This is a genomic window from Kitasatospora sp. NPDC090308 (assembly GCF_044769485.1).
GTDB lineage: Bacteria > Actinomycetota > Actinomycetes > Streptomycetales > Streptomycetaceae > Kitasatospora > Kitasatospora fiedleri.
Map to the genome: position 1 here is coordinate 165,383 of NZ_JBIVXY010000005.1, position 25,017 is coordinate 190,399.

A 25,017-nucleotide genomic window follows, 5' to 3' on the forward strand; every position below is an offset into this window, starting at 1 on the left:
TGCGTGGTCGTACCTGGTGCCGCCAAGGGCCGCCGCCCGTCCCGGGGTGTGGCCGGGACGGGCGGCGGGTGGTGCGGGGGGGGGCGACGGACCCGGTGCGGGAGCGTCAGATGGTCGAGCCGCAGGACGCGGCGGCCAGGTTGAGGTAGCCGTAGCTGGTGATGCTGGCGCGGCCGGCGGTGGAGCAGATGTAGCCGGTCGGGCCGAAGATCGCGCGCAGGGCGGTGCTCTGGGTGGTGGCCGGGCTGGCGTTCCACTCGCCGGCGCGGACCACGTTGTAGAGCACCCGGCCGTAGGTCGGGTTGGCGAAGGCGGCGTTCAGGGTGCCGGTACCGGTCAGCGGGGCGACGCCGTTGATGCTGCGCAGGGTCAGGCTGCCCTTGTCGTCGGTGGCGGTGGTGTGGCCGTTGGCCTGGCCCACCCAGTGGCCGACGGAGTACGGGAAGATGACGTTCGGGTCGTTCAGCGCGGCGTCGGTGCCCTCGTTCTCCTCCGGGCCGCTGACGACGCAGGCGCCCAGGACCGGGTTGCCGATGGCGCCCAGGAAGAAGGAGCGGGTGCCGGAGCTGAGCTGCGGCAGGTAGGGCTTGATGGTGCCGGCGGTGCCGCCGAAGTTCGACCAGTTGGTCTTGCCGGCCTTGCAGGAGTAGATGTCGTTCAGGTCCTGGGTGGTCAGGTTGGTCGGGGCGTTGCCGCCGGACTTCGCCGACCAGGTCACCGCGTCCTTGGCGAACGCCACGAACAGGATGGTGGCCGGGTCGGTGCCCTGCCGGGTGCGGGAGGAGCGCGCGAAGTCCAGGGTGGTGCTGGTGGTGGCGTTCAGCGTGGAGATGCCGGCGCCGGAGCCGTTCGGGCGGGTGATGGTGCCGGCACCGGCCTTCGGGGTGATGGTGGCCGAACCGGTCGCGTCCCAGCTGTACAGGTGCGGCAGGGTGGAACCCGCGCCCAGGGTGGCGTTGTAGTCGACCGAGAACTGGTTGAGCAGAGCCTGCGTGGTGTCCGAGCCGGCACCGACGATGTCCTGGGCAGCCGGGGTGACACCCGTGGCCGGGTCAGCCATCGCCGGGACGGCGACGGTGGCGAGAGCGGCGGCGGTCATCGCGGCGGCCGCGAACGCCTTGGCAGCGGTGTGACGCATGGTCCTGTTCCTCCATCAAGGAAAGTCCTAGCTGGACCGGGCCTGGCGGGGCCCGGTGCCGGAGAGCTCCGCGGCTTCCCGGCGGAGTGATCCTCGCCGCGACCGCCCGCCGTCCGGAAGCACCGCCTCCCCCGGCCGCCCCGCCGCCGACGATCCGCCTGCTCTCGTAAATACCCTGCTCAGCAAGGTGTTTGACGGTCCGTCGACCGTCCTTCGCACCACGGAGGCGTTCTTCTCCAGGTGTGCCCACGGGGTCACCCCGGCCATCTCCGCTTCACTCCCGCTGCACCAGTCCCGCGCAACCCTCCACCACTGGCCCGCATCCGTCCGGGCGGCCTCCGGCCCGGCGCCGGAGGCCGAGGACGACTCCGGCCGACCACCCTCGGGGCACGCCAATCGGCCCCCTTCGCAAGGGGGTTGATGGGCCCTGGTACGCCTACCAGCCGGGCGACAGGGCCGAGCCGCCGCCCAGGCGGCGCAGCCGCTGGACGTGGTCGGCGCCCTGGAGGAAGGCGGTCACGCTCTGCCGGCACTGGTCGCGGCGCAGGTAGCCCCGGGCGCTGCGGGCGATCGCCTCGCCGCCGCCCGCGCCGGCCCGGGTGGTACGGGCGGGCAGGTGCGCCGTCCAGACCCAGAGCCGGTCCTCGCGCTGGCCGAGGACGAACCGCAGGGCCGCCCGTTCGGCCAGCAACTCCCCTATTCCAGCCGCCAGTTCGCGGTCGTTGCGGTAGGCGCGGACGGCCGAGGCGAGCCGCCTGCCGTTCGCGGCCACCAGCGACCAGCCCACCCGGCCGTCCGCCCCGCGCACCGGCACCAGCCGGGGGCCGCGGCCGGTCTCCACCGTGCTCACGAACCGTCCCCGGACCCGGCGGGGGCGGGGGCGGGGGCCTCCGCCGCTACCGCCTCCTCCGCCGCCATCCGGGCCACCAGCGCCATGAACCGCCGGAACGCGTTCTGGCAGGTCGCGTAACGCTCGTACGCCCGGCTCGACTTGACCAACGGATTACCGCGCGGCCCGGGCACCACCCAGGTCCAGCCCAGCCCGTCGCGGACATGGGTGATCCGCGCCACCAGCGCCGGCCCCAGGGCGACCAGCTCCGCGAACGCCCGTTCGGCGTCGGCGGACGACTCGTGGACGGAGGAGGACACCGCCACCACCCGGCCGTTCATCGCCTTGAGCTGCCACTGGAACCGCCCGTTCGGCGCCCGCTCCGTGAACAGGCCCTCCCCGCGCACCGCCGCTACCCCCGGATCGTCTGCCGGACCACGACCGTTCCCCGGCCGCGCCACCGAACGCCCTGCCGCCCCGCGTGGACCACGGACCGGACGCACATCGTCACGCCGCGAACGCTATGTGTGCACAGAGGAGGTCCGGAAGTGGAATCCCTCCCACGCCGACGCTGTTCGCCCCGAAGTTCTCCCTCGTTAATGCGGGACGCTCCGGGCCGGGCCCCCCTTGCGCGCCGCACGCCACCGCCGCCCGGCCCTCTCGTCCACCCGCCGGGCCCCGGCCGGTAACGGGCTCGGGGTCCTCCCATCGGGCGGTGACCGTCCCGGCGGACCGGCGATACGCGGACGCCACCGTGACGATACGCCGGTCCAGCAGCATGACCGCGGGGGCCGGGAGCGATCACCCCACCGGTACGACGTCGGCCGCCCGCCGGATCACAGCAGCGGACAAGGACAGGTGGAACCATGAAGAAGCTCCTCAAGCGGGCCGCCCTCACGACGGCGGTCACCGCGCTCGCGGCCACCGGAGTCGCCGTCACCCCCTCGGTGGCCGCAGCGGCCACCTACAACGGCGTGTGCGGTTCCGGCTACGGCGTCATCGACACCCTGCCGCTGGCCGACGGGACGGTCTTCCTCACGTACAACAGCTCCAACGGCTACAACTGTGTCGTGACGGTCCGCACCCACCCCAGCTCCTACCTGGTGGACATCGGGGCGTCGATCAAGAAGAGCGGCACCACCCAGTGGAAGCAGGACCTGGACTTCTACACCACCTACGCCGGTCCCGTGTACCTGTACGCGCCGGGGACGTGCATCGACTGGGAGGGTGAAATCAACGGCGAGATCAACAACCAGTTCCACTCCCACTGCAGCTGACCCCCTGCAACCGGCTCCGCTCGCCGGCGTGGTCCCGGGCGCCGGCCCGGGGACTTCGCCACTACCACCTCCCCGGGGACGGCTGCCTCGACGGTGAGGCGGATCGCCCCGGGCCGAAGCTCGCGGACGCGGTGATTCTGCGTCCCAGGGCGATGCCGGACCGCATGGAGGAGACCTAGTGCTGCTCCGCGCAAGTCCGTGGGGGCGTCGGGACTGGTCAAGTGGCCTTGAACGGGGTGCCGTCGTAGCTCCACCTGTACGGCGCCGCGGTCTCGTCGCGGCCGATGACGCAGGTCTCCAGTCCGTCGATGAGGTCGTCGCGGCTGGAGAGGTCTCCGTGGCGCAGGACTCGGCGGGTCGTGACAGAGAAGTACAGCTCGATCTGGTTCAACCACGAGGCATGCGGCGGGGTCCAGTGCGCGGTCCAGCGGGGGTGCGCGGCCAGCCGCTTCTCGGTGTGCTTGGCGGTCCGGGAGGAGCCGTTGTCCAGGACCACGTGAATGGTCCGGTCTGCGGCGATGACCGCGTCGAGTTGGTCGAGGAAGACGGTGAAGGTCACCGCGTTGTTCCGGGCGATGACCTCGGTGAGGACCTCTCCAGTACGCACGTTCAGGGCTGCCGAGGACACCGTGCCGTGGCGGCGGTATTCGACCAGGTCGCCTCTGGATACAGGGGTGGGCTGGTAGCCGCCGCTACGATTGCCACCCGTACCTGTGGGCCGTAGGTCTTGGGGCGTCCCGAGCGATTGGCGTCCTTGAGACCGTCCGGCCCGTGGAGCGCGAACCGGCCACGTCACTTGCGGACCGTGTTCACAGTGACTGCGAGCTCCCGTGCGGTGGCGCCGTTGCTCAGTCCCTCGGCGGCGGCCACCACCGCATCCACGCTCGGCGCCCCGCCCGACCGCGCCGACGAAAGACGCTCTCATGAAACGCGGACCCCGCCGTCCTTCCCCGGGCGCGGCGGGTCGTCCCTGTGGGGTCATCCGCGCATGGTGCCTTCGAGGTGTCCGGAGGCCAGGACGTGTCCGGACAGGTGCGGGAGGAGGGCGTCGAAGGTGGACGCATCCGTCAGTGGGGCGATCCGGTCGAGGGCGTAGAGGTGGAAGCCGTAGTGGTGTGTTCCGTGGCCGGGCAAGGGGCGCGGTCCCTGGTACCCGGTGCGGCCGCGGCGGTCGGGCAGGTAGGTGAAGCGGGCGTTGTCCGCCGTGAGTTCGCCTTCTTCGATCCGTCGGGGCGTCGGGGCGAAGGTGACGATCACGTGGTGGGCGGGCTTGGCCGTGGGGGTGTCGGTGTCTTCCATGACGAGCAGCATCTGGACGGTGCCGGCGGGCGGCTCGCTCCACTCCAGAGCGGGCGAGATGTTGGGGCCCATGTCCATGGTGGCGTGGCGGTACGGGATCGGCGCTCGGTGGGTGAACGATGCGGAGGTGACCTCCAGCGGTGCGGCGGTCGTTGCCAGTTCGGGAGTGTGGCGGACGCTGTTGGCGGCCCCGGCGCGCTTACGGCGCAGCAGGATTCCGAGCGGGGTGAGGAGCAGGGCGAGCAGTTTCATCGGGCAACTCCGGTCGGTGTGTGCTGGTGCCGGGTTCAGTTGGTGTCGGCGTGCCGGTCGGGCCCGGCGACGCTGGCGGGCACGGTGCGGTCCAGGAGGGTGATCAGGGTGGTCAGGGCGCCGAGGGCGGCGACCACCCAGCCCATGTGGTGGAAGCCGGCGTCGGTGACGCGATCGCCGAAGGCCAGCGAGAGCACGCTGGAGGAGAAGATCGCGCCGATGTAGCCGAAGGTGCGGAAAAGGCCGGAGGCGACGGCGATGTCGTCGCCGGTGGTCTGGACGTACAAGGTGGTCTGGTTGGCGAAGTTGCACAGGCCGTTGGTGAAGCCGAGGGCCGCGGTCATCACCAGCGGGAGCACGAGGCCGCCGTCGCTGTCGGCGGCGGCCATGGTGGCACCGGCCAGCGCCAGGGCCACGGCGCCGGTCACCAGGGGCCGGCGCACCCAGCCGCGGGTGGAGACGATCCGGGCCAGGGCCATGCTGACCACGGACAGCGGGAGCATGATCAGTCCCGACTGGAACGAGGAGTAGCCGGCGCTGCCCTCCAGCCACTGGGTGATGGCGTACATCGAGGTGTACACCCCGAGTCCGACCAGCATCTGGCGTGCATAGGTGCGGCGCAGCGCCGCGCTGCGTGCGAGGGCGCGCACGTCGATCAGCGGTGATCCGGCACGGCGCTCCCAGACGGTCAGTGCGATGGCCGCGAGCAGCGCGACCAGGCCCAGCGGCCAGGCGGGGTGCTCGAGGTCGTTGAGGAAGAGCAGCAGGCCGACCACGGACACCGCAAACAGGGTGATCCCGGCCGGGTCGAGAGCGGCCAGGGTGCGCCGGACTCCCCGGCCGCGGGTGGGGGCGTCCTTCTCGACGTTGCGGGCGGTGAACAGGAACGCAAGCAGGGCCAGGGGGACGTTGACGAAGAACAGCGCCCGCCAGCCGAAGGCGCCCGCGAGGACACCGCCCAGCGGCAGGCCGAGCACCGCGACGATCTGCGAGGCGATGGAGAAGTTGCCGAGCACTGTGCTGGGCACACCGGTTTTCAGGCGCTCCGCCCGCCGCCGCACCAGCGCCATCGAGGCGGGGTAGCACGCGGAGGAGCCGATCCCGATCAGCGCGCGCGAGAGCAGCAGCACCTGGAAGTCGGGGGCCAGGGTACCCAGCAGTCCGCCGGCGAGGAGGATCGTGACGCCGGTCAGGAGCACCTTGCGCGGGCCGAAGAGCGTTGCCAGCTTGCCCATCGTCGGCTGCATGACGGCGCTGCACAGATAGAGCACGGATACGAGGCTCGCGGCCTGACCGGGGCCGAGGTGGTAGTCGGCCGCGATCCCCGCGAGACCGGTGGCGATCATCGAGCTGTTTACCGGGTTGAGCGTCGTGCCGAGCATCAGCGGGAAGGTGAATCGCAGGCCGAAGCCGTCCTTCGAGACGGAGTCGGCCGCCTGCGGCGCGGGGGTCCTGACCGGAGGGGATGTCATGGGGGGCCTCGTGATCTGGTGCGGTGCACCACGGAAAGAGCAGGTCTTTCGTATTACGAAAGACTTCCTTTGGGTATACTAAGCAATCGTGAGTGCGCAGGCAAAACCCACCGGACCGGACCGCAGCGACGAAGCCGGCGGCGACCTGGACGCAGTACTCGGCAACGAGCTGAAAGTGGCCGTGGCCAGGCTCTACAGCCGCTTCCGCTCCGAACGCGGCGAGGGGGAGCTGGGCGACGCGGCCATGGGCGTTCTCGTCAAGCTCTACAACCACGGCCCGCAGAGCCTCACGGAGCTGAGCCGCCGCGCCCACGTCACACCAAGCACCATGAGTCAGACCGTGAACCGTCTCGTCAGCGGCGGGCACGCACTACGGGACAAGGACCCGTCGGACGGCCGGCGCGTGCTGTTTCATGTCACGCCGGCGGGAACCGAGCTCGCCCGGGCCGCACTTGCCGTGCGCTCCGGCTGGCTAGACGACCAACTCGCCCGACTCACCGAAGGCGAGCGCGAAACCCTCCTCAAGGCGTCGCACATCATGCGACGCGTCGCCGACTCATAGAGTCCGACAGGACATGGCGCCGCTTTGGCCCAGCTCCGGCCGCGCGAGCCCGGTATCGCATCGCCCTGGTGGCGATTGCCTTGACTTCGCGTTCTCCGCGGTCCTGTTCGCGGTGCGGAGGCTCCCCGAGCCGGAAGTCCGCAGGCCCACGAGCGGGCGGACAACGCCGCTGTCCGGAAGCCGGATCAGCCCGGCAAACAGGGCGTAACCGAAGACGAGCAGCAGCCAGCGGAGCGCGGGAGCCCCCACGCAATGCCGATGTCAGATCCTCCACGGACCTGTGCGGAGCAGCACCAGGAGGAGGCGTGCGCCCGCCTCGGGGGCGAGGCCCGGCCCGAGCGGTGGGCCCCGTGGAACACATGGGGCGACGGGAAGCTCCAGGTGACGGTGGTCGTCACCACCGTCGACACCACCGAGGGCCTGCTCGCGAACTGGTCGCGAGGCAAAGCCGTCCATCCGCTGACGCCAGTGCCTTCCCGGATCGCACTCGTCCACCACGGCTGGGCTGCCCCCCCACGGTCTCCTCCCCGTTCGGGGTGAAGAAGCTCGGGCTCGGCGGACAACCGTGACGTCGCACCGCCTCGACCGCCGGTCCTCCGCTCCCGGCTCGGCCGGTCAGTGGCCCGGCCGGTGCTCGGCTTCGGTGGCAGCCAGCCGAAAGGAGTGGTGTAGCGGACGGTCATGCCGGCTTCCGCAATGGCGGTGCCGATCCCGCCGATCCGTTCCCGCCGCGGCCCGAGACGCCGTCGGCCTGGCAAGCTCCACGGCGACAAGGCCTGCGGCCACCGTTTCATCCGCTCCTGCCTGCGGAGACGGCAGACCACCCACCGCATCTCCGCCGCAGCAGCACCGAGCCCCCGACTCGTCCCGGCCGGCACCGCCGGGCCATCGAGCGGACCGTCGCCCGGCTCGGCGGACTGCGCCGGCTCCACCGCCGCCCTCGCCCGCCACCGCAGGCCCACCACATGACATGACTTCTCACTCGGTTGCGGCGGGGGCCGACCGCCTGCTGCCGCGGGACTTCCGGGGCCGCACGGCGTCCTTCGCGGGCTCGTTCCCGGCCGGGCTGCGGCAGCGGGTGCTGGACGACTGGACGGCGTACGGCTTCCCGGCGCACTGAGCGCGCGCCCGGCGGGCCACCGAAGCGCGCCGCAACAGCCAGCCGCCATGTTTCGTTCGGCTGCCGAATGTTGCGATGGCACTACGCCGCGCAATCGGCCGGACCGGGGCCGCCCGCCGGGGACGGCCCCGGTCCGCACGCCGTCCCGCCGCGTCTCCCGGGGGCGCTACTATCCGTGCCATGAGCGCTGCAGAACTCGAACCCGACCCCGCACCGACGCTGTCGGAGATCGCCCGGGCGGCCGGCGTCTCGGCGCCGACAGTTTCGAAAGTGCTGAACGGTCGGGCCGACGTCGCGCCCGCCACCCGGGCCAAGGTCGAGGAGATCCTGCGCCGCACCGGCTACCAGCGCCGCCGCACCGCCGCACCGCCGTCCCGGCTGCTCGACCTGGTCTTCCACCAGCTCGACAGCGCCTGGGCGATGGAGGTGATCCGGGGGGTGGAGAACGTCGCCCGGGACGAGGGGCTGAGCGTGGTGCTCTCCGAGTCCGCAGGGCGGCTCACCCCGGGACAGACCTGGGTGGACGGCGTGCTGGCCCGCCGACCGGCCGGGGTGGTGCTGGTGCTGTCCGAGCTGGACGCCGCCCAGCGCGACCAACTCACCAGCCGCGACATCCCGTTCGTGGTGCTGGACCCGGCCGGCGACCCGGCCGAGGGGGTGCCCGCCGTCGGCACCGGCAACTGGCAGGGCGGCCTCGCCGCCACCCGCCACCTGCTCGACCTGGGCCACCGCCGGATCGCGATGATCTCCGGGCCGTCCGGCATGATGTGCAGCCGCGCCCGGATCGACGGCTACCGCACCGCGCTGGGGACCGCCCGGCTGCCGGTGGACCCGGAGCTGATCCACGAGGGCGACTTCCACCACGAGGCCGGGTACGCCGCGGCCCGCGCCCTGCTCACCCGGCCCGACCGGCCCACCGCGATCTTCGCGGGCAACGACCTGCAGGCCCTCGGCGTGTACGAGGCCGCCCGCGAACTGGGCCTGCGGGTGCCGGAGGACCTCTCGGTGGTCGGCTTCGACGACCTGCCGCTGGCCCGCTGGGTCGGGCCGCCGCTCACCACGGTGCGCCAGCCGCTGGTGGAGATGGCCGAGACCGCGGCCCGGCTGGCCATCGGCCTGGGCCGCGGCGAGCACCCCTCCGCCACCCGGGTCGACCTCGCCACCAGCCTGGTCGTCCGCGCCAGCACCGCCCCGCCGCCCGCCGACGCCTGAGCGGGGCACCCCGCCCACCCTCGCCCACCCTCATTCATCCGCCTCATTCATCCGCGCGCGGTCCGGACCCTCCGGGCCGCGCGCGGATGGTTGACGCCCTCGCCGGGCTCCCCTACCGTCGTCCGGGTCGCGCCGTAACATTCGGCCGGAGTTCGAAATTTTCGACCCGCCAGGAGGGGGCACCATGGCCGAGCCCGCACCCGGGTCCGCACCCGACGCCGCAGGCCCGCCGGCGTCGGCCGGCACCCTCGCGCTGACCTTCGACGACGGCCCGCACCCGGACTCCACGCCCGAGCTGCTCGCCGCGCTCACCGCCGCCGGGCACCGCGCCACCTTCTTCCTGTGCGGCGCGCAGGCCGAACGCCACCCCGAACTGGTCCGCGCCCTGGACCGGGCCGGCATGGCGATCGGCAACCACAGCTGGTCGCACCCCTCCCTGCCGGGCCTGCCGCGGTCCGCCGCCCGGGACGAGATCGAGCGCACCAACCGGCTCCTGACCACGCTCACCGGCCGCCCGCCGACGCTGTTCCGACCGCCGTACGGGGACACCGACCCGGCGATCCGCTCGCTCGCCGCCGCGGCGGGCCTGACCGAGACGCTCTGGGAGGTCGACACCCGCGACTGGGACGGCACACCGCCCGCCGAGGTCGCCGCCGCGGTGGCCGCGGCCCGCCCCGGCGACACCGTACTGCTGCACGACCACGGCAACCGCAACACCGTCACCGCGCTGCCCGCCGTCCTGGCCGCCCTCACCGCCCGCGGCCTGCGCTCGACCCCGCTGCCCCGCTGACCCTCCCGCCGCCTTCCGGCCCCTCCCCCGCACTCCGGTGGCCGGGCGCACCCGCCCAGCACCACGCGCCCGGCCACCGGTGAACCCGCCGCACCGCACCACGCGGCCGGAAGGCCCGGCCGGAACGGTGGAGGCACGTCCGGTCAGGCGGTCTCGGCCAGCCAGAGGCCCGCCGGGTCGGAGTGCAGGCTGCGGACGGTGACCAGGGCCGCGCCGAGGACGGGGCCGCGGCGGCCCAACGGCGAGGCGCGCAGGGCCTCTTCGGGCCAGGGGCGGACCCGGATCAGCGCGGCCAGCTCGGTCCGCATCGCGGGCAGCAGCCAGTGCGCCAGGTCGGCGTAGCCGCCGCCGAGGACCAGCGAGTCGGGGTCGACCAGGTTGACCGCGGCGGCCAGCGCGGTGCCCAGCGCGGTGCCGGCGTGCCGGAGCGCGCGCCGGGTCGCCGGGTCGCCCCGCTCCGCGCGGCGGACCAACTCCGCGATGGGGTCGCCGTTCTGACGTCCCGTCAGGCTCGTCGCACCCGGCGCCCCGCTGGAACCGTCCGGCCGCTCCGGCCGCTCCAGCCGGTCCGACTCGTCGAGCCCGTCGAACCCGTCGAACCCGTCCGGCCCGTCCAGTTCGTCCAGTTCGTCGGTGAACCCGGCGGAGCGGAGCACGGCCGCCAGGCCCGCGTACGGTTCGAGGCAGCCGCGGGCGCCGCAGGAGCAGGGGCGGCCGTCGGGGCGGACGGTGAGGTGGCCGAGTTCGCCCGCGAAGCCCTGGACGCCGCGGAACAGGCGCCCGTCCAGGACGAGCGCGCCGCCGATGCCCTCGCCCGCCGAGATGTGCACGAAGGTGCCGCTGCCGGTGCCCTGCCAGAGTTCGGCCAGCGCGCCGAGGTTGGCCTCGTTCTCGACGGCGGGGGCGGTGCCGGGGCCGGGCCACAGCTCGGTGACGTCGACCTGGTGCCAGCCCAGGTTGGGGGCGTGCTCGACCTGGTTGGCGGGGCTGCCCAACGGGACGCTGCCGGGGACGGCGAGCACCCGGCCGACCACCCGCAGGCCGAGCGCGGTGGCCTCGCGTTCGGCCCGGTCGGCGAGTTCGGCGAGTTCGGCGAGGGTCTGCTCGGCGGAGCGGCCCGCGTTCGCGGCGGGGCGGTGCAGTTCGACCCGGACCTCGCCGCGCAGGTCGAGGACGCAGGCGCTGAGGTGCTCGACGCCGATCTCCAGGCCCAGACCGGCCGGTCCGTCCCCGTTCAGCACCAGGGCCCGGCCGGGGCGGCCGACCCGGCCGCTGCGCTCCAGCTCGCCCTCCAGCAGCAGGCCGCCGCCGATGAGTTCGTCGACCAGGCTGGAGACGGCGGTCCGGGTCAGCCCGGTGCGGCCGGCCACGTCGGCGCGGGAGAGCGGGTGGGCGGCGGCGACGGTGCGCATCACCAGGGCGAGGTTCTGCCGCCGCATGTCCTGCTGGGAGGCGGGGCCGCGCCTGGTCCCGGGGTCGCCGTCAGGCGGCTGCTGCTGCCCGTCCTCTGCCACGTCCGCCCTGTCCCTCCGCGCCGCTGTCCGCCGCACCGTCTGTCCGCCGTCTGCCGTTCACTGCCCGTCCGGTGGACCCGTCCGGTGGTCCCGGGCGGGCCGTGGTCGCCGCCGTCCGGTCGACCCGTTCCCGCCGGTCGCCCCGTCCCGTCCGGTCGGGGTGGCCGCCCGGTGGGGTGCGGCGGTCCCGGCCGGACGGTCCGGTTCCGGTCACCGCGGGCCGTCCCCCTGGAGGGCGGCCGTCTGCGAAATGGTAGTCCCGATCCGTTCGAGTGCCGCGTCGTCCCGGGCCAGGGCGGGCAGCACCGGGCCGTCGGCGGTGCCCCAGCGGCGGGCGACGGCGTCGGCGCGCTCGCCGGTGAGCAGCGCGGCGGCCTGGGCGGCGGCGCCGAGGGCCACCAGTTCGCGGGCGGCGGGCAGTTGGACGGGGCGGCCGGAGAGCCGGCGGACGGTGTCCTGCCAGGCCCGGCCCCGGGCGCCGCCGCCGATCAGCAGGATCGGCCGTTCGGGGTCGGCGGCGTCGGGGCCGTCGACGGCGAGGACGTCGTCGAGGGCGGCGAGCAGCGAGTACGCGGCGCCGTCGTAGGCGGCCTGGAGGAGTTGGCCGGCGGTGGTGTCGTGGCGCAGGCCGTGCAGCAGGCCGCTGGCGTGCGGGAGGGCGGGGGTGCGTTCGCCGTCGAGGTAGGGCAGCAGGACGGCGCTGCCGCCGGGTTCGACGTCCTGGCGGTCGCGGCCGAGCAGGGTGGCGATCCGGTCGACGGCGAGGGTGCAGTTGAGGGTGCAGGCGAGCGGGAGCCAGCCGTCGAGGGCGTCGGCGAAGCCCGCGACGGTGCCGGTGGGGTCGGCGGGGCGGTGGCGGGCGACGGTGTAGACGGTGCCGGAGGTGCCGAGGCTGAGCACGGGGGTGCCGGCGGTGAGGCCGAGGCCGAGGGCGGCGGCCATGTTGTCGCCGGTGCCGGCGGCGACGAGGGTTCCGGGGCGCAGCGGTCCGCCGGGGCGGGCGTGGCCGGCGGGGGTTCCGGCGGGGGTGACGGCGGGGAGCAGGGCGGGGTCGAGGCCGAGGTGGTCGAGGACGGCGGAGTGGTAGCCGTCGGGGGTCCACCAGCCGGTGCCGGAGGCGTCGCCGCGGTCGGTGGTGGCGGTACCGGTGAACCGTTCGGTGAGGTAGTCGTGCGGGAGGCGGACGGCGGCGGTGCGCTCGGCGTGCTCGGGTTCGGTGGCGCGCAGCCAGGCCCATTTGGCGGCGGTGAAGGAGGCACCGGGGACGCTGCCGAGTTCGGCGGCCCACCGGTCCGCGCCGAACTTCCGCACCAGTTCGGCGGCCTGCGGTGCGGAGCGGACGTCGTTCCAGAGCAGGGCGGGGCGGACGGGGGCTCCGGCGGCGTCCAGGGTGACCAGTCCGTGCTGCTGGCCGCCGACGGCCAGGGCCTGGGCGCGGTCGGCCCAGCCGGTGGCGGCGACGGCGGCGGTGAGGGCGTCCCACCACTGGGCGGGGTCGCTCTCCTGGCCGTGGCGGGAGTCGACCCGGTGGGGGGCGCGGCCTTCGCCGAGGACGCGGCCGGTCTCGGCGTCGACGGCCAGTGCCTTGGTGGACTGGGTCGAGCTGTCGACGCCGATCACCACCTGCGGGTGTGCCATGGGGCGTGCTCCTGTCTGCGGTCGTCCGGCGCCGGTGTGCGGCCGTCCGGGGCGGGGTTCCACCGGAGTGGGTTCCGCCGGGTCCGGGTTCCGTCGGGCGTGGGTTCCGTCGGGTGTTGCGCACGGGGGCTTCCCTCCCGGGCTCGGCCATATTAATTTGTCTTTCGGCCTGACGAATAGACCCCGATCCGGGTTACCGTCGGTTCCGGCCCCGATTCGCGTCGGGCCACCGGTCGATCCCTCGGTCGATCCACCCGGTCGATCACCAGCGTTTGGAGTACGAGATGAGCCAGCTCACCCCCACCCCCGCCGACAAGTTCACCTTCGGCCTGTGGACGGTCGGCTGGCAGGGCCGCGACCCGTTCGGCGACGCCACCCGTCCGGCCCTGGACCCGGTCGAGACGGTGGAGAGGCTCGCCGGACTGGGCGCGTACGGCGTGACCTTCCACGACGACGACCTGGTCCCGTTCGGCTCCTCGGACGCGGAGCGGGAGGCGATCGTCAAGCGCTTCCGCGCCGCCCTGGAGTCCACCGGCCTGCGGGTGCCGATGGCCACCACCAACCTGTTCACCCACCCGGTCTTCAAGGACGGCGCGTTCACCGCCAACGACCGCGACGTGCGCCGCTACGCCCTGCGCAAGACCATCCGCAACATCGACCTGGCGGTCGAGCTGGGCGCGAGCGTGTACGTCGCCTGGGGCGGCCGGGAGGGCGCCGAGCACGGCGCGTCCAAGGACGTCCGGGTCGCCCTCGACCGGATGAAGGAAGCCTTCGACCTGCTCGGCGACTACGTCACGGAGCAGGGCTACGACCTGCGCTTCGCGATCGAGCCCAAGCCGAACGAGCCGCGCGGCGACATCCTGCTGCCGACCATCGGCCACGCCCTCGCCTTCATCGAGCGCCTGGAGCGCCCCGAACTGGTCGGCGTCAACCCCGAGGTCGGCCACGAGCAGATGGCGGGCCTGAACTTCCCGCACGGCATCGCGCAGGCGCTGTGGGCGGGCAAGCTGTTCCACATCGACCTGAACGGCCAGTCCGGCATCAAGTACGACCAGGACTTCCGGTTCGGCGCGGGCGACCTGCGGCAGGCGTTCTGGCTGGTAGACCTGCTGGAGTCCTCCGACTACCAGGGCCCGCGGCACTTCGACTTCAAGCCGCCGCGCACCGAGGACTTCGACGGCGTCTGGGCCTCCGCGGCCGGCAACATGCGCAACTACCTGCTGCTCAAGGAGCGCGCGCTGGCCTTCCGCGCCGACCCGCAGGTGCAGGAGGCGCTGCGCGCCGCCCGCCTCGACCAGCTCGCCCGGCCGACCGCCGCCGACGGCCTGTCCGCGCTGCTCGCCGACCGCTCGGCGTTCGAGGACTTCGACGTCACCGCCGCCGCCGAGCGCGGCATGGCCTTCGAGCACCTCGACCAGTTGGCCATCGAGCACCTGCTCGGCGCCCGCTGAGCCGGGACGGCGGCCGGAACGGCTCCGGTCGGCTCCCCGTCCCTGGGGACCGACCGGATTCGAGCCCACTCAACTCCGGTACTTAACAGCTCTGCTGACGGAGCATCACCCAGCTGCACCGACGGACCCCCGGCCGGACGGGGACGTGCTCCCGCGAGGCCGACCCGCGCGGGAATCCGCCCCCGGTGTCCGTTCAGCGCGGGAGCGCCCCCGGCCGGTAGTCGTGCAGCCAGCCCGTCGACCGGGCGTAGCCGCGGGCGAACACCAGCGGCATCACCGCGTCCCGCACCCGGGCGGCGAACGGGCCCGCGGTCTTGGCGTCCCGGTTGGCCGCCGCCGTGCGGGCGAGCTTCCCGGCGCGGGCCGTCCGTTCCCGGTCGAACGCGGCCAGGGCGGCGGCCCGGTCGGGCCCGGCGTGCAGCGCCCGGGCCAGCGCGACCGCGTCCTCCAGCGCCATGGACGCGCCCTGCCCGGCGCCCACCGGGTGCGCCGCGTCGCCGACCAGCACGTGCCGCCCGTCCTGGCGGCGCGGCACCGGCGGCAGGACGTGGAACAGTGTCGCCGCCTCGACCCGGGCCGCGCCGAGGATCCGCCGGGGCACCTCCTCGGTGGCGAAGACCTCGGCCACCTCCGCCGCCCCGAGCGCGGGGCCGCCCGGCGGCACGGGGCCGACGAGCTGCGCGGACCACCACACGGTGCCGTCCGGCGCGGGCTGGTGCAGGAACGTGCCGCGACGCCCGAAGGTCAGGTTGAACGTCCGGCCCGGGCCCGCCTCCGGCACCCCCTCCGCGACGCCCGCGACCCCGTACAGCCCGGCGTACGAGGGCTCCGGCCCGCCCGGGTCGAGCACCTGCCGGACGGTCGAGCGCAGCCCGTCCGCCCCGACCACCAGGTCCGCACCGGCCACCGCCGCCGCCACCGGACCGCCCGCCGCACTCCCCTCCGTCCCGTCGTCCGGCCCGGACAGCCGCTCGCCGAGCACGATCCGCGCGCCCGCCCGGACCGCCGCCGCCCGCAGCGCCGCGACCAGGTCGGCCCGCATCAGCGTGACCGCGCGCAGCGGGTCGTCCGCCGCCCGGCCGCGCGGCACGTCGCCCAGCAGCCTGCCGCGCCCCGACCACATCAGCTGCCGGTCGACCTCGAAGCCCGCCGCCCGCACCTCGTCCAGGCAGCCCAGCGACTCCAGCGCCCGCAGCCCGTTGACGGCCAGGCCCAGGAACGCGCCGACCCGGCCGGCCGGGTCCGGGTGCGCCTCGTACACCGTCACCTCGGCACCGATCCTGCGCAGCGCGATCGCGCTCGCCGCGCCGGCCACCCCCGCGCCGATGACTACCGCCTTCATGGGCCCACCCCTCATTGAATCGACGTTCAATGAATATCTATTCACCGAATTGGACGTCAGTATGCTGTCGGCACGAACGGCGGGTCAAGGCTGCGGGTCAAGGGAGGCTGGACGCGATGGGCGTGCGCAAGGCGCAGGCGGCGGGGACCAGGGCGGCGCTACTGGAGGCCGCCCGGCAGCAGTTCGTCGAACGCGGCTACCTCAACACGAAGATCACCGACATCACCGCGGCCGCCGGTCGGGCCACCGGCTCGTTCTACGCGCACTTCGCCGACAAGGACGAGTTGCTGCGCGCCCTGCTCGACGACGTCCGCACCCAGGCCCGCGGCCAGGTCGTCGCCCAGGTCCACCCGCGCGAGCACGACCTCGGCGACCGGGACCAACTGCGCGCCCACCTCGGCGCGTCCTGGCAGGCCATGCGCGACCACCTGCCGGTCACCATCGCCCTGTTCGAGTCGATCGTCGCCGCGGGCCCGCGCTCCGGCCGGGCCTGGCAGCGCCTCACCACGGACACCGACGTCCTCCGCGACCACCTCGAATACCTCCGCGAACAGGGCCGCCCCCTCCCCGGCGACCCCGCCCTGCTCGCCCCCGCGATGGGCGCGATGCTCGGCCTGCTCTCCTACGCCCTGCTCACCGCCGACCACCCCGCCCACGACGACACCGAAGTGGTCGACACCCTCACCGACCTCCTCCTCCACGGCCTGGCCGGCCGCCCCGCGCCACCGGAGCGGCCGGACCGGCCGGACCGGCCGGCATCCGGAACGGCGAGCTGACACCCGCCCCCTCAGCACCGCCCCCCTCAGCGCAGTCCCCTCAGCACCGCCCGGACGACCCGGCCGGCGCGGGCACCGCCTCGACCAGCCGGTCGAGTTCGGCCTCCGTGTTGTAGTAGTGCGGCGAGGCGCGGACGACCGACGCGAGGCCCCGGGGCCCGAGGTCCCAGCGCGCGTACTCGGCGAGGGAGACCGAGACGTTGATCCCGCTGTCGCGCAGCGCGCGGGCGACGTCCTCGCTGTCGCGGCCCTCGACGGTGAAGGTGACGAGGGCGCACTGCCGCGCGCCCCGGTCGTGCACCCGCACCCCGGGCAGTGTCCGCAGGCGGGCGCGCAGGGCCGCGCCCAGCCGGGTGACCCGTTCCCCGATCGCGTCCGGGCCGAGGGCGAGGGCGTACTCGGCGGCGACGCCGAGGCCGATCCGGGCCGCGCAGTTGCCCTCCCAGCTCTCGAACCGCCGGGCGTCGGCGCGGACTTCGTAGTCGTCCGCCGAGGTCCAGGTCGCCGCGTGCAGGTCCAGGAACGGCGGTTGCAGCTGTTCGCGGATCCGCGGCGAGCAGTACAGGAAGCCGGTGCCGCGCGGGCCGCGCAGGAACTTGCGGCCGGGCGCGGTGAGCAGGTCGCAGCCGATCTCGCTCACGTCCAGCGGGAGTTGGCCGACGGACTGGCAGGCGTCCAGCAGGTAGACGACGCCGGCCTCCCGGGCCACCCGCCCGATCTCGGCGGCCGGGTTGACCAGCCCGCCCTGGGTGGGCACGTGCGTGACCGCGATCAGCCGGACCCGCTCGTCGATCATCGCGCGCAGCGCGTCGACGTCGAGCTGCCCGTCGGCGTCGTCGGGCACGACCTCGACCCGCACCCCGTGGCGGCGGGCCGTCTGGAGGTACGCGATGGCGTTGCTCGCGTACTCGGCGCGGGCGGTCAGGATGCGGTCGCCCGCCGCCCAGGGCAGCGCGTGGAACGCCATGTCCCAGGCCCTGGTGGCACTCTCCACCACCGCGACGTCCTCCCGCCCGGCCCCGACCAGCCGGGCCAGCGCGTCGTACGTCCGCTCGATCCGCCCGGCCCGCGCGTCCGCCGCCTCGTACCCCCCGATCTCCTCCTCCAGCCGCAGGTGCTCCACCACCGCGTCCACCACCACCCGCGGCTGCAACGCCGCCCCGGCGTTGTTGAGGTGCACCACCCGCCCGACCCCAGCCGTCTCCCGCCGCACCCGCTCCACGTCGATCCCCGCCACCAGCGCCCCCTCCCGGAACCACGCCCGCGCGTCCTCGCCGCGGGCGGCGCGCGAAACTCTTCGGCGCCCGGGGGTAACGCGCCGTCGGTGGCGGCCGGTTCCCCTCGCGGCGGGGCATTCGTTGGTCGGGGTGACGGGCGGCGGGGTGGGGGGTGAGGAGGGCGGGCCGGACGGCCCGGGGCACGGGACACCGACGTCCTGACGGCCCGTCCGGCGGGCGGTGCTACGCTCGGGGCACCGCCCGCCGTCGCACCGCGCGCCTCTTCTCGCGCCTGTTCGCACCCGGCCGGCCGGTCGTTCCCTCGGTGTCGACGCTCCGGTCCGCTGTCCTGCCGACCGCCGGGCCGACGCCGCCTCGGTCACCGCCCGCGCCAAGGCCCGTGCCGGTGACCGCCGTTCCCTCTCCCCCGTCCCGGAGGTCCGTGCCGTCATGCGTCCCACCCTGTTCACGATCGAACGGCCCGGTCCCGGGCTGCTGAGCACCATGGCCCGGCCGCGCGGCGGTGACTGGCTCGCGGAGGAGGTGGCGGGGCTGGCCGCGCTGGGGGTGACGGAGGTGGTCAGCGCGCTGACCGTCCCGGAGTGCGTCGAGCTCGGGCTGGGCGCGGAGCCGGAGTTGGTCCGGGCCGCCGGGCTGCGCTTCACGGCGGTGCCGATCCCGGACCGCACCGTCCCCGTCCTGGCCGAAGTCCGGCCGGTGATCGACGAGTTGGCGCGAAGGCTGGACGCGGGCGGCCACCTGGCGGTGCACTGCCGGGCCGGGATCGGACGGTCCTCGCTGCTGGCGGCGGCCGTGCTGGTCCGCTGCGGCACGGAGCCGGACGACGCGTGGGCGCGGATCGCCCGGGCCCGCGGCCTGCCGGTACCGGACACCGCCGAACAGCGGGCCTGGACCGACCAACTGACCGGCTGACAAGACGACCAACCCACCAACCGACAGGCCGACCAACCGACCGCCCTACCGTCCGACCGTCACTCGTACCGGCCCGCCCGGCCGGTGGGGTGGCGGCGTTCGGGTGGGCCTGGCCGTGTCGCGGGGCGGCGGGTCGGGGCGGGGGCGGAGGCGCGCCTAACGTCGGGGTTCGGTCACCGTGCGCGGGTGGTGGCGTTGTGCCCCTGGGAGGGTTGATGTCTTCGTCCGGCAGCACGTCAGCGTCGGCGTCCGGTCCGGCGGGAGCGTCCGGGCCGCCGTCCCGGGGGCGGTTGTGGCGGCTGGGCGGGTGGTGCGCCCGGCATCCGGTGGTGGTGCTCGCGGGGTGGCTGCTGGTGCTGGTGGGGGCACAGATCGCGGACCACGCCGTGGGCGGCACGTACTCGGACGACTTCTCCCTGCCGGGCACCCAGGCGCAGGACGGCGCGGACGTGCTGTCCGCGCACGAGCCGGCCGCGGGCGGGACGGGCGCGCAGGTGGTGCTGCACGACGGGCAGCCGCTGACGCAGTTCCAGGCGCAGGTCGACCAGGCGGTGACCTCCCTGCAGCGCCTGCCGCACGTGCTGTCGGCGCAGAACCCGCTGCCGCCGCCGGGGCAGGCCCCGCAGCCGGGCGGGCCGCTGGCCGCGGACGGGCTGACGGGGTACGTCACGGTGCGTTTCGACGGCGTACTGGCGACCTTCGGCGACGACTACCTGGGCCAGGTGGACGCGGCGGTGGCGCCGCTGCGGCAGGCGGGCGTGGAGGTCGAGTACGGCGGTCCGCTGGGCGAGTTGGCGCGGCCGGAGCCGAGCGACCGGGTGAGCGAGCTGATCGGGTTCGGGGTCGCGGTCGTGGTGCTGCTGGCCGGGTTCGGCAGCGTGGTCGCGGCGGGGCTGCCGCTGGTGAGCGCGCTGGTCGCGGTGGTCCTGGGCCTGGGGCTGCTGGGTCTGTTGGCGGCGCTGACCACCTTCGCGACGGTCGCGCCGACGCTGGCGACGATGATCGGGCTGGGCGTCGGCATCGACTACGCGCTGTTCCTGCTGACCAGGCACCGGCAGAACCTGATGGACGGCCGGGACCCGGGGACGGCGGCCGGGCACGCGGTGGCGACCAGCGGCCGGGCGGTGCTGATCTCCGGCACCACGGTGGTGGTCGCGCTGGCGGGCCTGTCGGTGTCGGGCATCTCGTTCATGGCGAAGCTGGGCCTGGCGGCGGGCGTGACGGTGGTGACGGCGGTGTGCGGCGCGCTGACGCTGCTGCCCGCGCTGCTGGGCGTGGTCGGCCGCCGGATGGACCGCTTCACGGTGCGCCCGCCGGTGGCCGAGGGCACCGGCCCGGGCGGGGCGGCGGCGAGTGGCCTGTGGCACCGGTACGCGCGGCGGGTCGAGCGCCGGCCGTGGTGGTACCTGGCGGCGGGCCTGGTCACGGTGCTGGTGCTGGCGGTGCCGCTGCCGTCGATCCGGCTCGGGCACGTCGGGGACGGCGCCGACCCGACCTCGTTCACCGACCGGCGGGCGTTCGACCTGATGGCGGCGGCGTTCGGCCCGGGCTCCAACGGCCCGCTGACGGTGGTGGTCGACCAGAGCGCGGTCGCCGCGTCCGACCGTCCGGCGCTGGCCGCCGCCGTCCAGCAGGCGCTGACCGGCGTGCCGGACACGGCGGGCACCGCGCCGCTGCAGACCAGCGCGGACGGCGACGTGCTGTTCACCACCGTCACGCCCGCGCAGGCCCCGCAGAGCCAACGGACCACCGACCTGGTCGGCCACCTCTCCGACACGGTGCTGCCGGACGCGGTCCGGGGCACGCCCGCCACCACGTACGTCACCGGCACCACCGCCGCCCAGGTCGACTTCCTGGACCTGATCGCCGCCCGGCTGCTGCCGATCATCGCGGTGGTGGTCGCGCTGGCCTTCCTGATCATCCTGCTGGTGTTCCGGGCCCCGCTGGTCGCGCTGAAGGCGGCCGTCCTCAACCTGGTGTCGATCGCCGCCTCGTACGGGGTGCTGGTCGCGGTGTTCCAGTGGGGCTGGGGCGGCCCGGCGCTCGGGGTGGCGGGCAAGGTGCCGATCGAGAGCTACGTCCCGATGATGATGTTCGCCATCGTCTTCGGCCTGAGCATGGACTACGAGGTGTTCCTGCTCTCCCGCGTCCACGAGCACTGGCGGCGGACCGGCGACAGCCGCGGCGCGGTCGCGCACGCGCTGGAGACCACCGCGCGGGTGATCGGCTGCGCGGCCCTGATCATGGTCAGCGTGTTCGCCGCGTTCGTGGTCAGTGACGACGTGGTGGTCAAGATGATGGGCCTGGGCCTGGCCGTCAGCGTGCTGATCGACGCCACCGTGGTCCGCCTGCTGATGGTCCCCGCCGCGATGACGCTGCTCGGCGACGCCGCCTGGTGGACCCCGCGACTGCTGGACCGACTCCTCCCGGACATCGACGCCGAGGGGAGCAACGTCTCTGCCCGATAGCGGAATCGATGCTCCGTCAGCACCGCGCCGGACGCCCCTTCCGCTCCACCCGCCCCGCCCGCCCCACCGCTCCCACCGGTCGGCCGCCGGTGCGGAAGCGGTCCGTCCGCCCCCTTGTCAGGTGCGGCGTTCCTGCCTACCTTCGTGCCCCAGGACTTCGGCCCGACCGGGCCGGGCGGTCCACGGCGCCGGGCGCAAACCCGCGGCCGCGCCGGACGCGCGACAAGACCTGGAGGCGTCACATGCCCGTTGCCACCCCCACCGCGATCCGCGACGCCGGCCCGCTGGCCGTGGACGACGAGACCCTGGTGTTCGAGGACGACGACCGCACCGACCACGGCCCCACCGCCTGTCTGTCCGACCCGTGGGTGACCGCGACCACCCGCGTGGCCTGCGACTTCAACTCCTGACGGTGACCGGCCCCATCGCCGGCCGCCGCCCCTGGTCCGACGACACCTGGTCGTACCTGAACGATCCGCGGATGCCGGCGATGGAGCACGGCTGGAAGCTCCACGTCTCCGCCCGCCCCGGCACCCTGGACGCCGTCCTCGCGCTCGTCCTGCCGGTGCTGGCCCGGCACGTCTGCCACGCCAAGTGGGCCCGCGACCCCGAGGTGCTGCGGACCCTCAACTCCGGCACCCGGGACGCCGCCTCGGTCGGCAAGGCGATCACCGTCTATCCGACGCCGGATGAACTCCTGCCGCTCGCCACCGAGTTGGCCGCCGCCCTGCGCGGCCGGGAGGGACCGCCGATCACCGGCGACCGCCGCCTCGACCCCGACTCGCCCGTCTACTACCGCTACGGGCCGTTCACCGGCGACTACCGCACCGGGCGCAGCGGGCGCCTCGAATCCGTGATGACCGGCCCCGACGGGCGCCTCTTCGACGGCCTGGCGGGCACCGCGTACCGCTGCCCGCCGTGGGCCGCGGACCCGTTCGCCCGCCCCGCGGACGCCGGCCCGGCCGGGACGAGCGCGGGGGCCGGGGCGAACGTGGCGGCCGGGGCGAACGTGGCGGCCGGGCGGGCGGACGGGCCGTCCGGGCCGGTGGAGGCACAGGCGGGGCGGCCCGGGTTCGGCGGCGGGCGCTACCGGGTGACCGGCGGGATCGCCCGCAAGGCGCAGGGCAACGTCTACCGGGCCCTGGACCTGGTCAGCGGGCTGGCGGTGGTGGTCAAGCAGGCCCGCGCCCACGTCGCCGAGGACGCGGACGGCTCCGACGCCCGCGACCGGCTGCGCAACGAGCACGCCGTGCTCACCGCGCTCGACGGCGTCCCCGGCGTCCCGCGCGCCCTCGACTACTTCCGCCACCGCGCCGACGAGTACCTGGTCACGACCAGTTGCGGCAACCGCGACCTGCGCCGCGAGGTGCAGGACCACGGGCCCTTCGCCGCGGCCGGACCGGACCACCCGCGCGCGCCCGGCCCGCTCGCCGTCCGGCTGCTGCGGGTGCTGGACGGCGTCCACCGGCGGGGCGTGGTGGTGCGCGACCTCAAGCCCGACAACGTCGTCCTCGACGCCGGAGGGCGCTGCCACCTGGTCGACTTCGGCATCAGCGCGCACCACGGCACCGGACCGGACGGTTCCACCCCCGGCTACAGCGGGCCGGTGCACCGCCCCGGCGCCCCGGCCGAACCCGCCGACGACTACCACGCGTTGGGCATGACGCTGCACTTCGCCGCCACCGGCCTGGACCCGGTCGTCCTCGACCCCGATCCGGCCGTCAACCGCGAACGCACGCTCGCCTGCCTGGAGTTCGCCCTCCCCGGCCACGCCCACCGCCGACTCCGCACCCTGATCAATGAGTTGACCAGCCCCGACGCCGGGACCCGGGCCGTCGGCGCGGAGCGGCTGCGCCACGGCAGCCGCTCCGGAAGAGGCCACCACCCCTACCGCGCAGCGGAGTTCACCCCGACGGTCGAGTCCGACCCGCCACGCCCGCCGGAACCCGCGCCGCGCACCGCGCCGACGAAGGTGGTGGCGGCGGCGACAGCGGTCCCGCCCGACCGGGACCGGCTGGCGGAGATCGTCGAGCACACCGTCGCCCGCTGCGTCGCCCAGGCCCACCGGATCGCCGACCCGGCGCGCGCCGACCGCTCCGGCGTCCCCACCCCGGTCGACGTCTACGGCGGGAGCTCCGGTCTCGGCCTGGAACTCCTCCAGCACCTGCACCGCCCCGGCGTCCCGGCCGCCGTCGCCGCGCTCGCCGACTGGACGGCCCGCCAGGACCGCACGCTCCCACCCGGGTTCTACTGCGGGCGGGCCGGTGTCGACCTGTTCCTGACCGCCGCCGGCGTCCCGCCCCCGGAACGCGCGACGGACCTGCGGGACCTGCCGGACCTGCCGGAGCAGCGCCCCGGCGGCGGGCCGCCGGAGGCCGACCTGATCGACGGCGTCGCCGGGACCGGCCTCGGCCACCTGCTCCTGGCCCGCCTCCCCCCGGCCACCGCCACCGCCACCGTCTCCACCGACCGGCACCTCGCCGCCGCCACGGCCTGCCGCGACCGGCTGACCACCGGCCGCGCCCGCCTCACCCCGCCCGCCGTACCGCGTCCCGGCGACGCCGCCCTCACCCGGGGGATCGCCCACGGCGACGCGGGCGTCGCCCACTTCCTGCTCGCGCACGCCCGCGCCACCGGCGACCCGGACTCCCGGCGCCACGCCGCCCGGGCCTGCGCACGCCTCGCCGAGGCCGTCCCCGCGCTGCTCGCCGCCGCCGCCCGACCCGGCGCCACCCGGCGCTACGGCTCCTGGTGCCGGGGGCTGGCCGGGATCGGCGCCGTCCTGGCCCGCGCCGCCGAACAGCTCGGCGCCCCCGCCCACCGCGCCCTCGCCGAACGGTGCGCCCGCGCCTGCCTGGTGCTGGCCCCGCGCATGCCACTGGCCACCCAGTGCTGCGGCCTCGCCGGAGTGGGCGACCTGATGCTCGAACTCGCGCCCGGAGCACCGGAGTTCCACACCGCCGCAGGCACCGTCGCCACCCTCGTACTGGCCCGCTCGGCCGGCCCCGCCACCCACCCGGTCTTCCCCGACGCCGGCCTGGTCCGCGAGTCCTTCGGCCACGCCACCGGCACCACCGGCGTCCTCTCCTTCCTCCGCCGCCTGCACTCCCCCGGCGGCCCCCCGCTCGGCGTGCTCCCCTGACGCCCGCGGGACGCCGGAGCGGCTGGTGCCGGCGCTACCGCCAGGGCCGGACCGGCCCCTGACCAGACGTCACCCCGACTCCCCGGCCCGCGCCGCCATCATCCGCAGCAGGGGCGTGACGTCCCGCTCGAAGGCGAACTCCCGCAGCAGGGTGGCCCATCGGCCGTCCGCCCGGCGCCAGACGAAGGTGTAGCGGGCCGGCACGCCGTCCTCGCAGCGGTACACGACGACCGTGCCCTGGTCGCCGTGCCGGGTGGTGGCCAGGAACCGGACGTCCTCGGTGCTGCCGCCGACCGCCTCGCCGCGGGCGGCCAGGGCCCGGAACCGGCCCATGAAGTGCGCCTTCGTCAGCCGTGCCACCCGGCCCGCCTCGTCGATCCGGAGGTTCTCGAACTCCTCGTCGTACAGCGCCTCCAGCGCTTCCAGGTCCGTCGCCGCGCCCGCCGCCAGGTACTCCCGCATCCGCGCGACCAGCGTCCCGTCCAGCTTCTCGTCCATCGTCCCGCCCCGCTCCCTCACACTCTCCGTGCCGGTGCCCCCATCGTGACGGCCCCCACCGGCAGACCGCTCTCGGCGCGCTCTCGG

The 25,017-nt window shown here is 74.8% G+C and carries 22 protein-coding genes; 11 read left to right on the plus strand and 11 right to left on the minus strand.

The window, feature by feature from the left end:
- Nucleotides 1-106: 106 nt before the first annotated feature.
- From ACIQVD_RS13920 to ACIQVD_RS13930, 3 genes are all read right to left on the minus strand, one after another.
- Nucleotides 107-1,138, minus strand: a complete 1,032-nt coding sequence (locus ACIQVD_RS13920; protein ID WP_400685931.1) for a substrate-binding domain-containing protein — start codon at nt 1,136-1,138, stop codon at nt 107-109.
- A 436-nt stretch (nt 1,139-1,574) separates the two neighbouring features.
- Nucleotides 1,575-1,988: a hypothetical protein gene (locus ACIQVD_RS13925; RefSeq protein ID WP_402288889.1), complete on the minus strand. Its 414-nt coding sequence runs from the start codon at nt 1,986-1,988 to the stop codon at nt 1,575-1,577.
- On the minus strand, nt 1,985-2,374 hold the full coding sequence (locus ACIQVD_RS13930) for a DUF1508 domain-containing protein (RefSeq protein ID WP_400685935.1): 390 nt from the start codon (nt 2,372-2,374) through the stop codon (nt 1,985-1,987). The genes ACIQVD_RS13925 and ACIQVD_RS13930 overlap by 4 nt, the downstream gene beginning before the upstream one ends.
- 459 nt (nt 2,375-2,833) lie before the next feature.
- On the opposite strand from ACIQVD_RS13930, the gene ACIQVD_RS13935 reads away from it, so the two are divergent.
- Nucleotides 2,834-3,244: a spore-associated protein A gene (locus ACIQVD_RS13935; protein WP_400685938.1), complete on the plus strand. Its 411-nt coding sequence runs from the start codon at nt 2,834-2,836 to the stop codon at nt 3,242-3,244.
- A 217-nt stretch (nt 3,245-3,461) separates the two neighbouring features.
- Here the strand turns inward: ACIQVD_RS13935 and ACIQVD_RS13940 are convergent, their stop codons facing one another.
- The 3 genes from ACIQVD_RS13940 to ACIQVD_RS13950 are packed head-to-tail and all read right to left on the minus strand — an operon-like array spanning nt 3,462 to nt 6,267.
- The gene (locus tag ACIQVD_RS13940) at nt 3,462-4,226 is read right to left on the minus strand and encodes a transposase (protein ID WP_402288892.1); all 765 of its coding nucleotides are present in this window, start codon (nt 4,224-4,226) and stop codon (nt 3,462-3,464) included.
- Nucleotides 4,223-4,795 (minus strand): YbhB/YbcL family Raf kinase inhibitor-like protein, encoded by a 573-nt coding sequence (locus ACIQVD_RS13945; protein ID WP_402288895.1) that lies wholly within the window; start codon nt 4,793-4,795, stop codon nt 4,223-4,225. The genes ACIQVD_RS13940 and ACIQVD_RS13945 overlap by 4 nt, the downstream gene beginning before the upstream one ends.
- 35 nt (nt 4,796-4,830) lie before the next feature.
- On the minus strand, nt 4,831-6,267 hold the full coding sequence (locus ACIQVD_RS13950) for an MFS transporter (protein WP_402288897.1): 1,437 nt from the start codon (nt 6,265-6,267) through the stop codon (nt 4,831-4,833).
- Between the two features lie 88 nt (nt 6,268-6,355).
- On the opposite strand from ACIQVD_RS13950, the gene ACIQVD_RS13955 reads away from it, so the two are divergent.
- The 4 genes from ACIQVD_RS13955 to ACIQVD_RS13970 all read left to right on the plus strand — a co-directional run bounded on the left by ACIQVD_RS13955 (nt 6,356) and on the right by ACIQVD_RS13970 (nt 9,951).
- Nucleotides 6,356-6,829, plus strand: coding sequence for a MarR family winged helix-turn-helix transcriptional regulator (locus ACIQVD_RS13955; protein WP_402288900.1), 474 nt, complete (start codon nt 6,356-6,358; stop codon nt 6,827-6,829).
- A gap of 970 nt (nt 6,830-7,799) precedes the next feature.
- On the plus strand, nt 7,800-7,949 hold the full coding sequence (locus ACIQVD_RS13960) for a hypothetical protein (protein ID WP_402288902.1): 150 nt from the start codon (nt 7,800-7,802) through the stop codon (nt 7,947-7,949).
- 180 nt (nt 7,950-8,129) lie between these two features.
- Nucleotides 8,130-9,161: a LacI family DNA-binding transcriptional regulator gene (locus ACIQVD_RS13965; RefSeq protein ID WP_100835064.1), complete on the plus strand. Its 1,032-nt coding sequence runs from the start codon at nt 8,130-8,132 to the stop codon at nt 9,159-9,161.
- A gap of 184 nt (nt 9,162-9,345) precedes the next feature.
- Nucleotides 9,346-9,951 (plus strand): polysaccharide deacetylase family protein, encoded by a 606-nt coding sequence (locus ACIQVD_RS13970; RefSeq protein WP_402288904.1) that lies wholly within the window; start codon nt 9,346-9,348, stop codon nt 9,949-9,951.
- A 143-nt stretch (nt 9,952-10,094) separates the two neighbouring features.
- Here the strand turns inward: ACIQVD_RS13970 and ACIQVD_RS13975 are convergent, their stop codons facing one another.
- A complete protein-coding gene (locus ACIQVD_RS13975) occupies nt 10,095-11,465 on the minus strand; it encodes an ROK family protein (protein WP_402288905.1) in 1,371 nt (456 codons plus the stop codon).
- 210 nt (nt 11,466-11,675) lie between these two features.
- Nucleotides 11,676-13,103 carry a xylulokinase gene (gene xylB / locus ACIQVD_RS13980; RefSeq protein WP_402288908.1) on the minus strand — a complete coding sequence of 476 codons (1,428 nt, stop codon included), beginning with the start codon at nt 13,101-13,103 and terminating at the stop codon, nt 11,676-11,678.
- A 284-nt stretch (nt 13,104-13,387) separates the two neighbouring features.
- Here xylB and xylA point away from each other — a divergent pair, with 284 nt between their 5' ends.
- On the plus strand, nt 13,388-14,554 hold the full coding sequence (gene xylA / locus ACIQVD_RS13985; protein ID WP_400685964.1) for a xylose isomerase: 1,167 nt from the start codon (nt 13,388-13,390) through the stop codon (nt 14,552-14,554).
- Nucleotides 14,555-14,747: 193 nt separating this feature from the next.
- Here the strand turns inward: xylA and ACIQVD_RS13990 are convergent, their stop codons facing one another.
- Complete coding sequence (locus ACIQVD_RS13990) at nt 14,748-15,896, minus strand: FAD-dependent oxidoreductase (protein WP_402288911.1); 1,149 nt, start codon at nt 15,894-15,896, stop codon at nt 14,748-14,750.
- A gap of 116 nt (nt 15,897-16,012) precedes the next feature.
- Here ACIQVD_RS13990 and ACIQVD_RS13995 point away from each other — a divergent pair, with 116 nt between their 5' ends.
- Complete coding sequence (locus ACIQVD_RS13995; protein ID WP_402288914.1) at nt 16,013-16,672, plus strand: TetR/AcrR family transcriptional regulator; 660 nt, start codon at nt 16,013-16,015, stop codon at nt 16,670-16,672.
- A gap of 40 nt (nt 16,673-16,712) precedes the next feature.
- On the opposite strand, the gene ACIQVD_RS14000 is transcribed toward ACIQVD_RS13995, so the two are convergent.
- Nucleotides 16,713-17,909 carry an aminotransferase class V-fold PLP-dependent enzyme gene (locus ACIQVD_RS14000; RefSeq protein WP_402288916.1) on the minus strand — a complete coding sequence of 399 codons (1,197 nt, stop codon included), beginning with the start codon at nt 17,907-17,909 and terminating at the stop codon, nt 16,713-16,715.
- 430 nt (nt 17,910-18,339) lie between these two features.
- Here ACIQVD_RS14000 and ACIQVD_RS14005 point away from each other — a divergent pair, with 430 nt between their 5' ends.
- From ACIQVD_RS14005 to lanL, 4 genes are all read left to right on the plus strand, one after another.
- Nucleotides 18,340-18,822, plus strand: coding sequence for a tyrosine protein phosphatase (locus ACIQVD_RS14005; protein ID WP_402288918.1), 483 nt, complete (start codon nt 18,340-18,342; stop codon nt 18,820-18,822).
- A gap of 215 nt (nt 18,823-19,037) precedes the next feature.
- Entirely contained in the window at nt 19,038-21,290 is a 2,253-nt protein-coding gene (locus ACIQVD_RS14010) for an MMPL family transporter (protein ID WP_402288920.1), read from the plus strand.
- A gap of 242 nt (nt 21,291-21,532) precedes the next feature.
- Nucleotides 21,533-21,700 carry an SflA family class IV lanthipeptide gene (locus ACIQVD_RS14015; RefSeq protein WP_199528016.1) on the plus strand — a complete coding sequence of 56 codons (168 nt, stop codon included), beginning with the start codon at nt 21,533-21,535 and terminating at the stop codon, nt 21,698-21,700.
- Between the two features lie 2 nt (nt 21,701-21,702).
- Nucleotides 21,703-24,432: a class IV lanthionine synthetase LanL gene (gene lanL, locus ACIQVD_RS14020; RefSeq protein WP_402288923.1), complete on the plus strand. Its 2,730-nt coding sequence runs from the start codon at nt 21,703-21,705 to the stop codon at nt 24,430-24,432.
- A gap of 69 nt (nt 24,433-24,501) precedes the next feature.
- On the opposite strand, the gene ACIQVD_RS14025 is transcribed toward lanL, so the two are convergent.
- The gene (locus tag ACIQVD_RS14025) at nt 24,502-24,930 is read right to left on the minus strand and encodes a nuclear transport factor 2 family protein (protein ID WP_402288925.1); all 429 of its coding nucleotides are present in this window, start codon (nt 24,928-24,930) and stop codon (nt 24,502-24,504) included.
- Between the last annotated feature and the right edge of the window lie 87 nt (nt 24,931-25,017).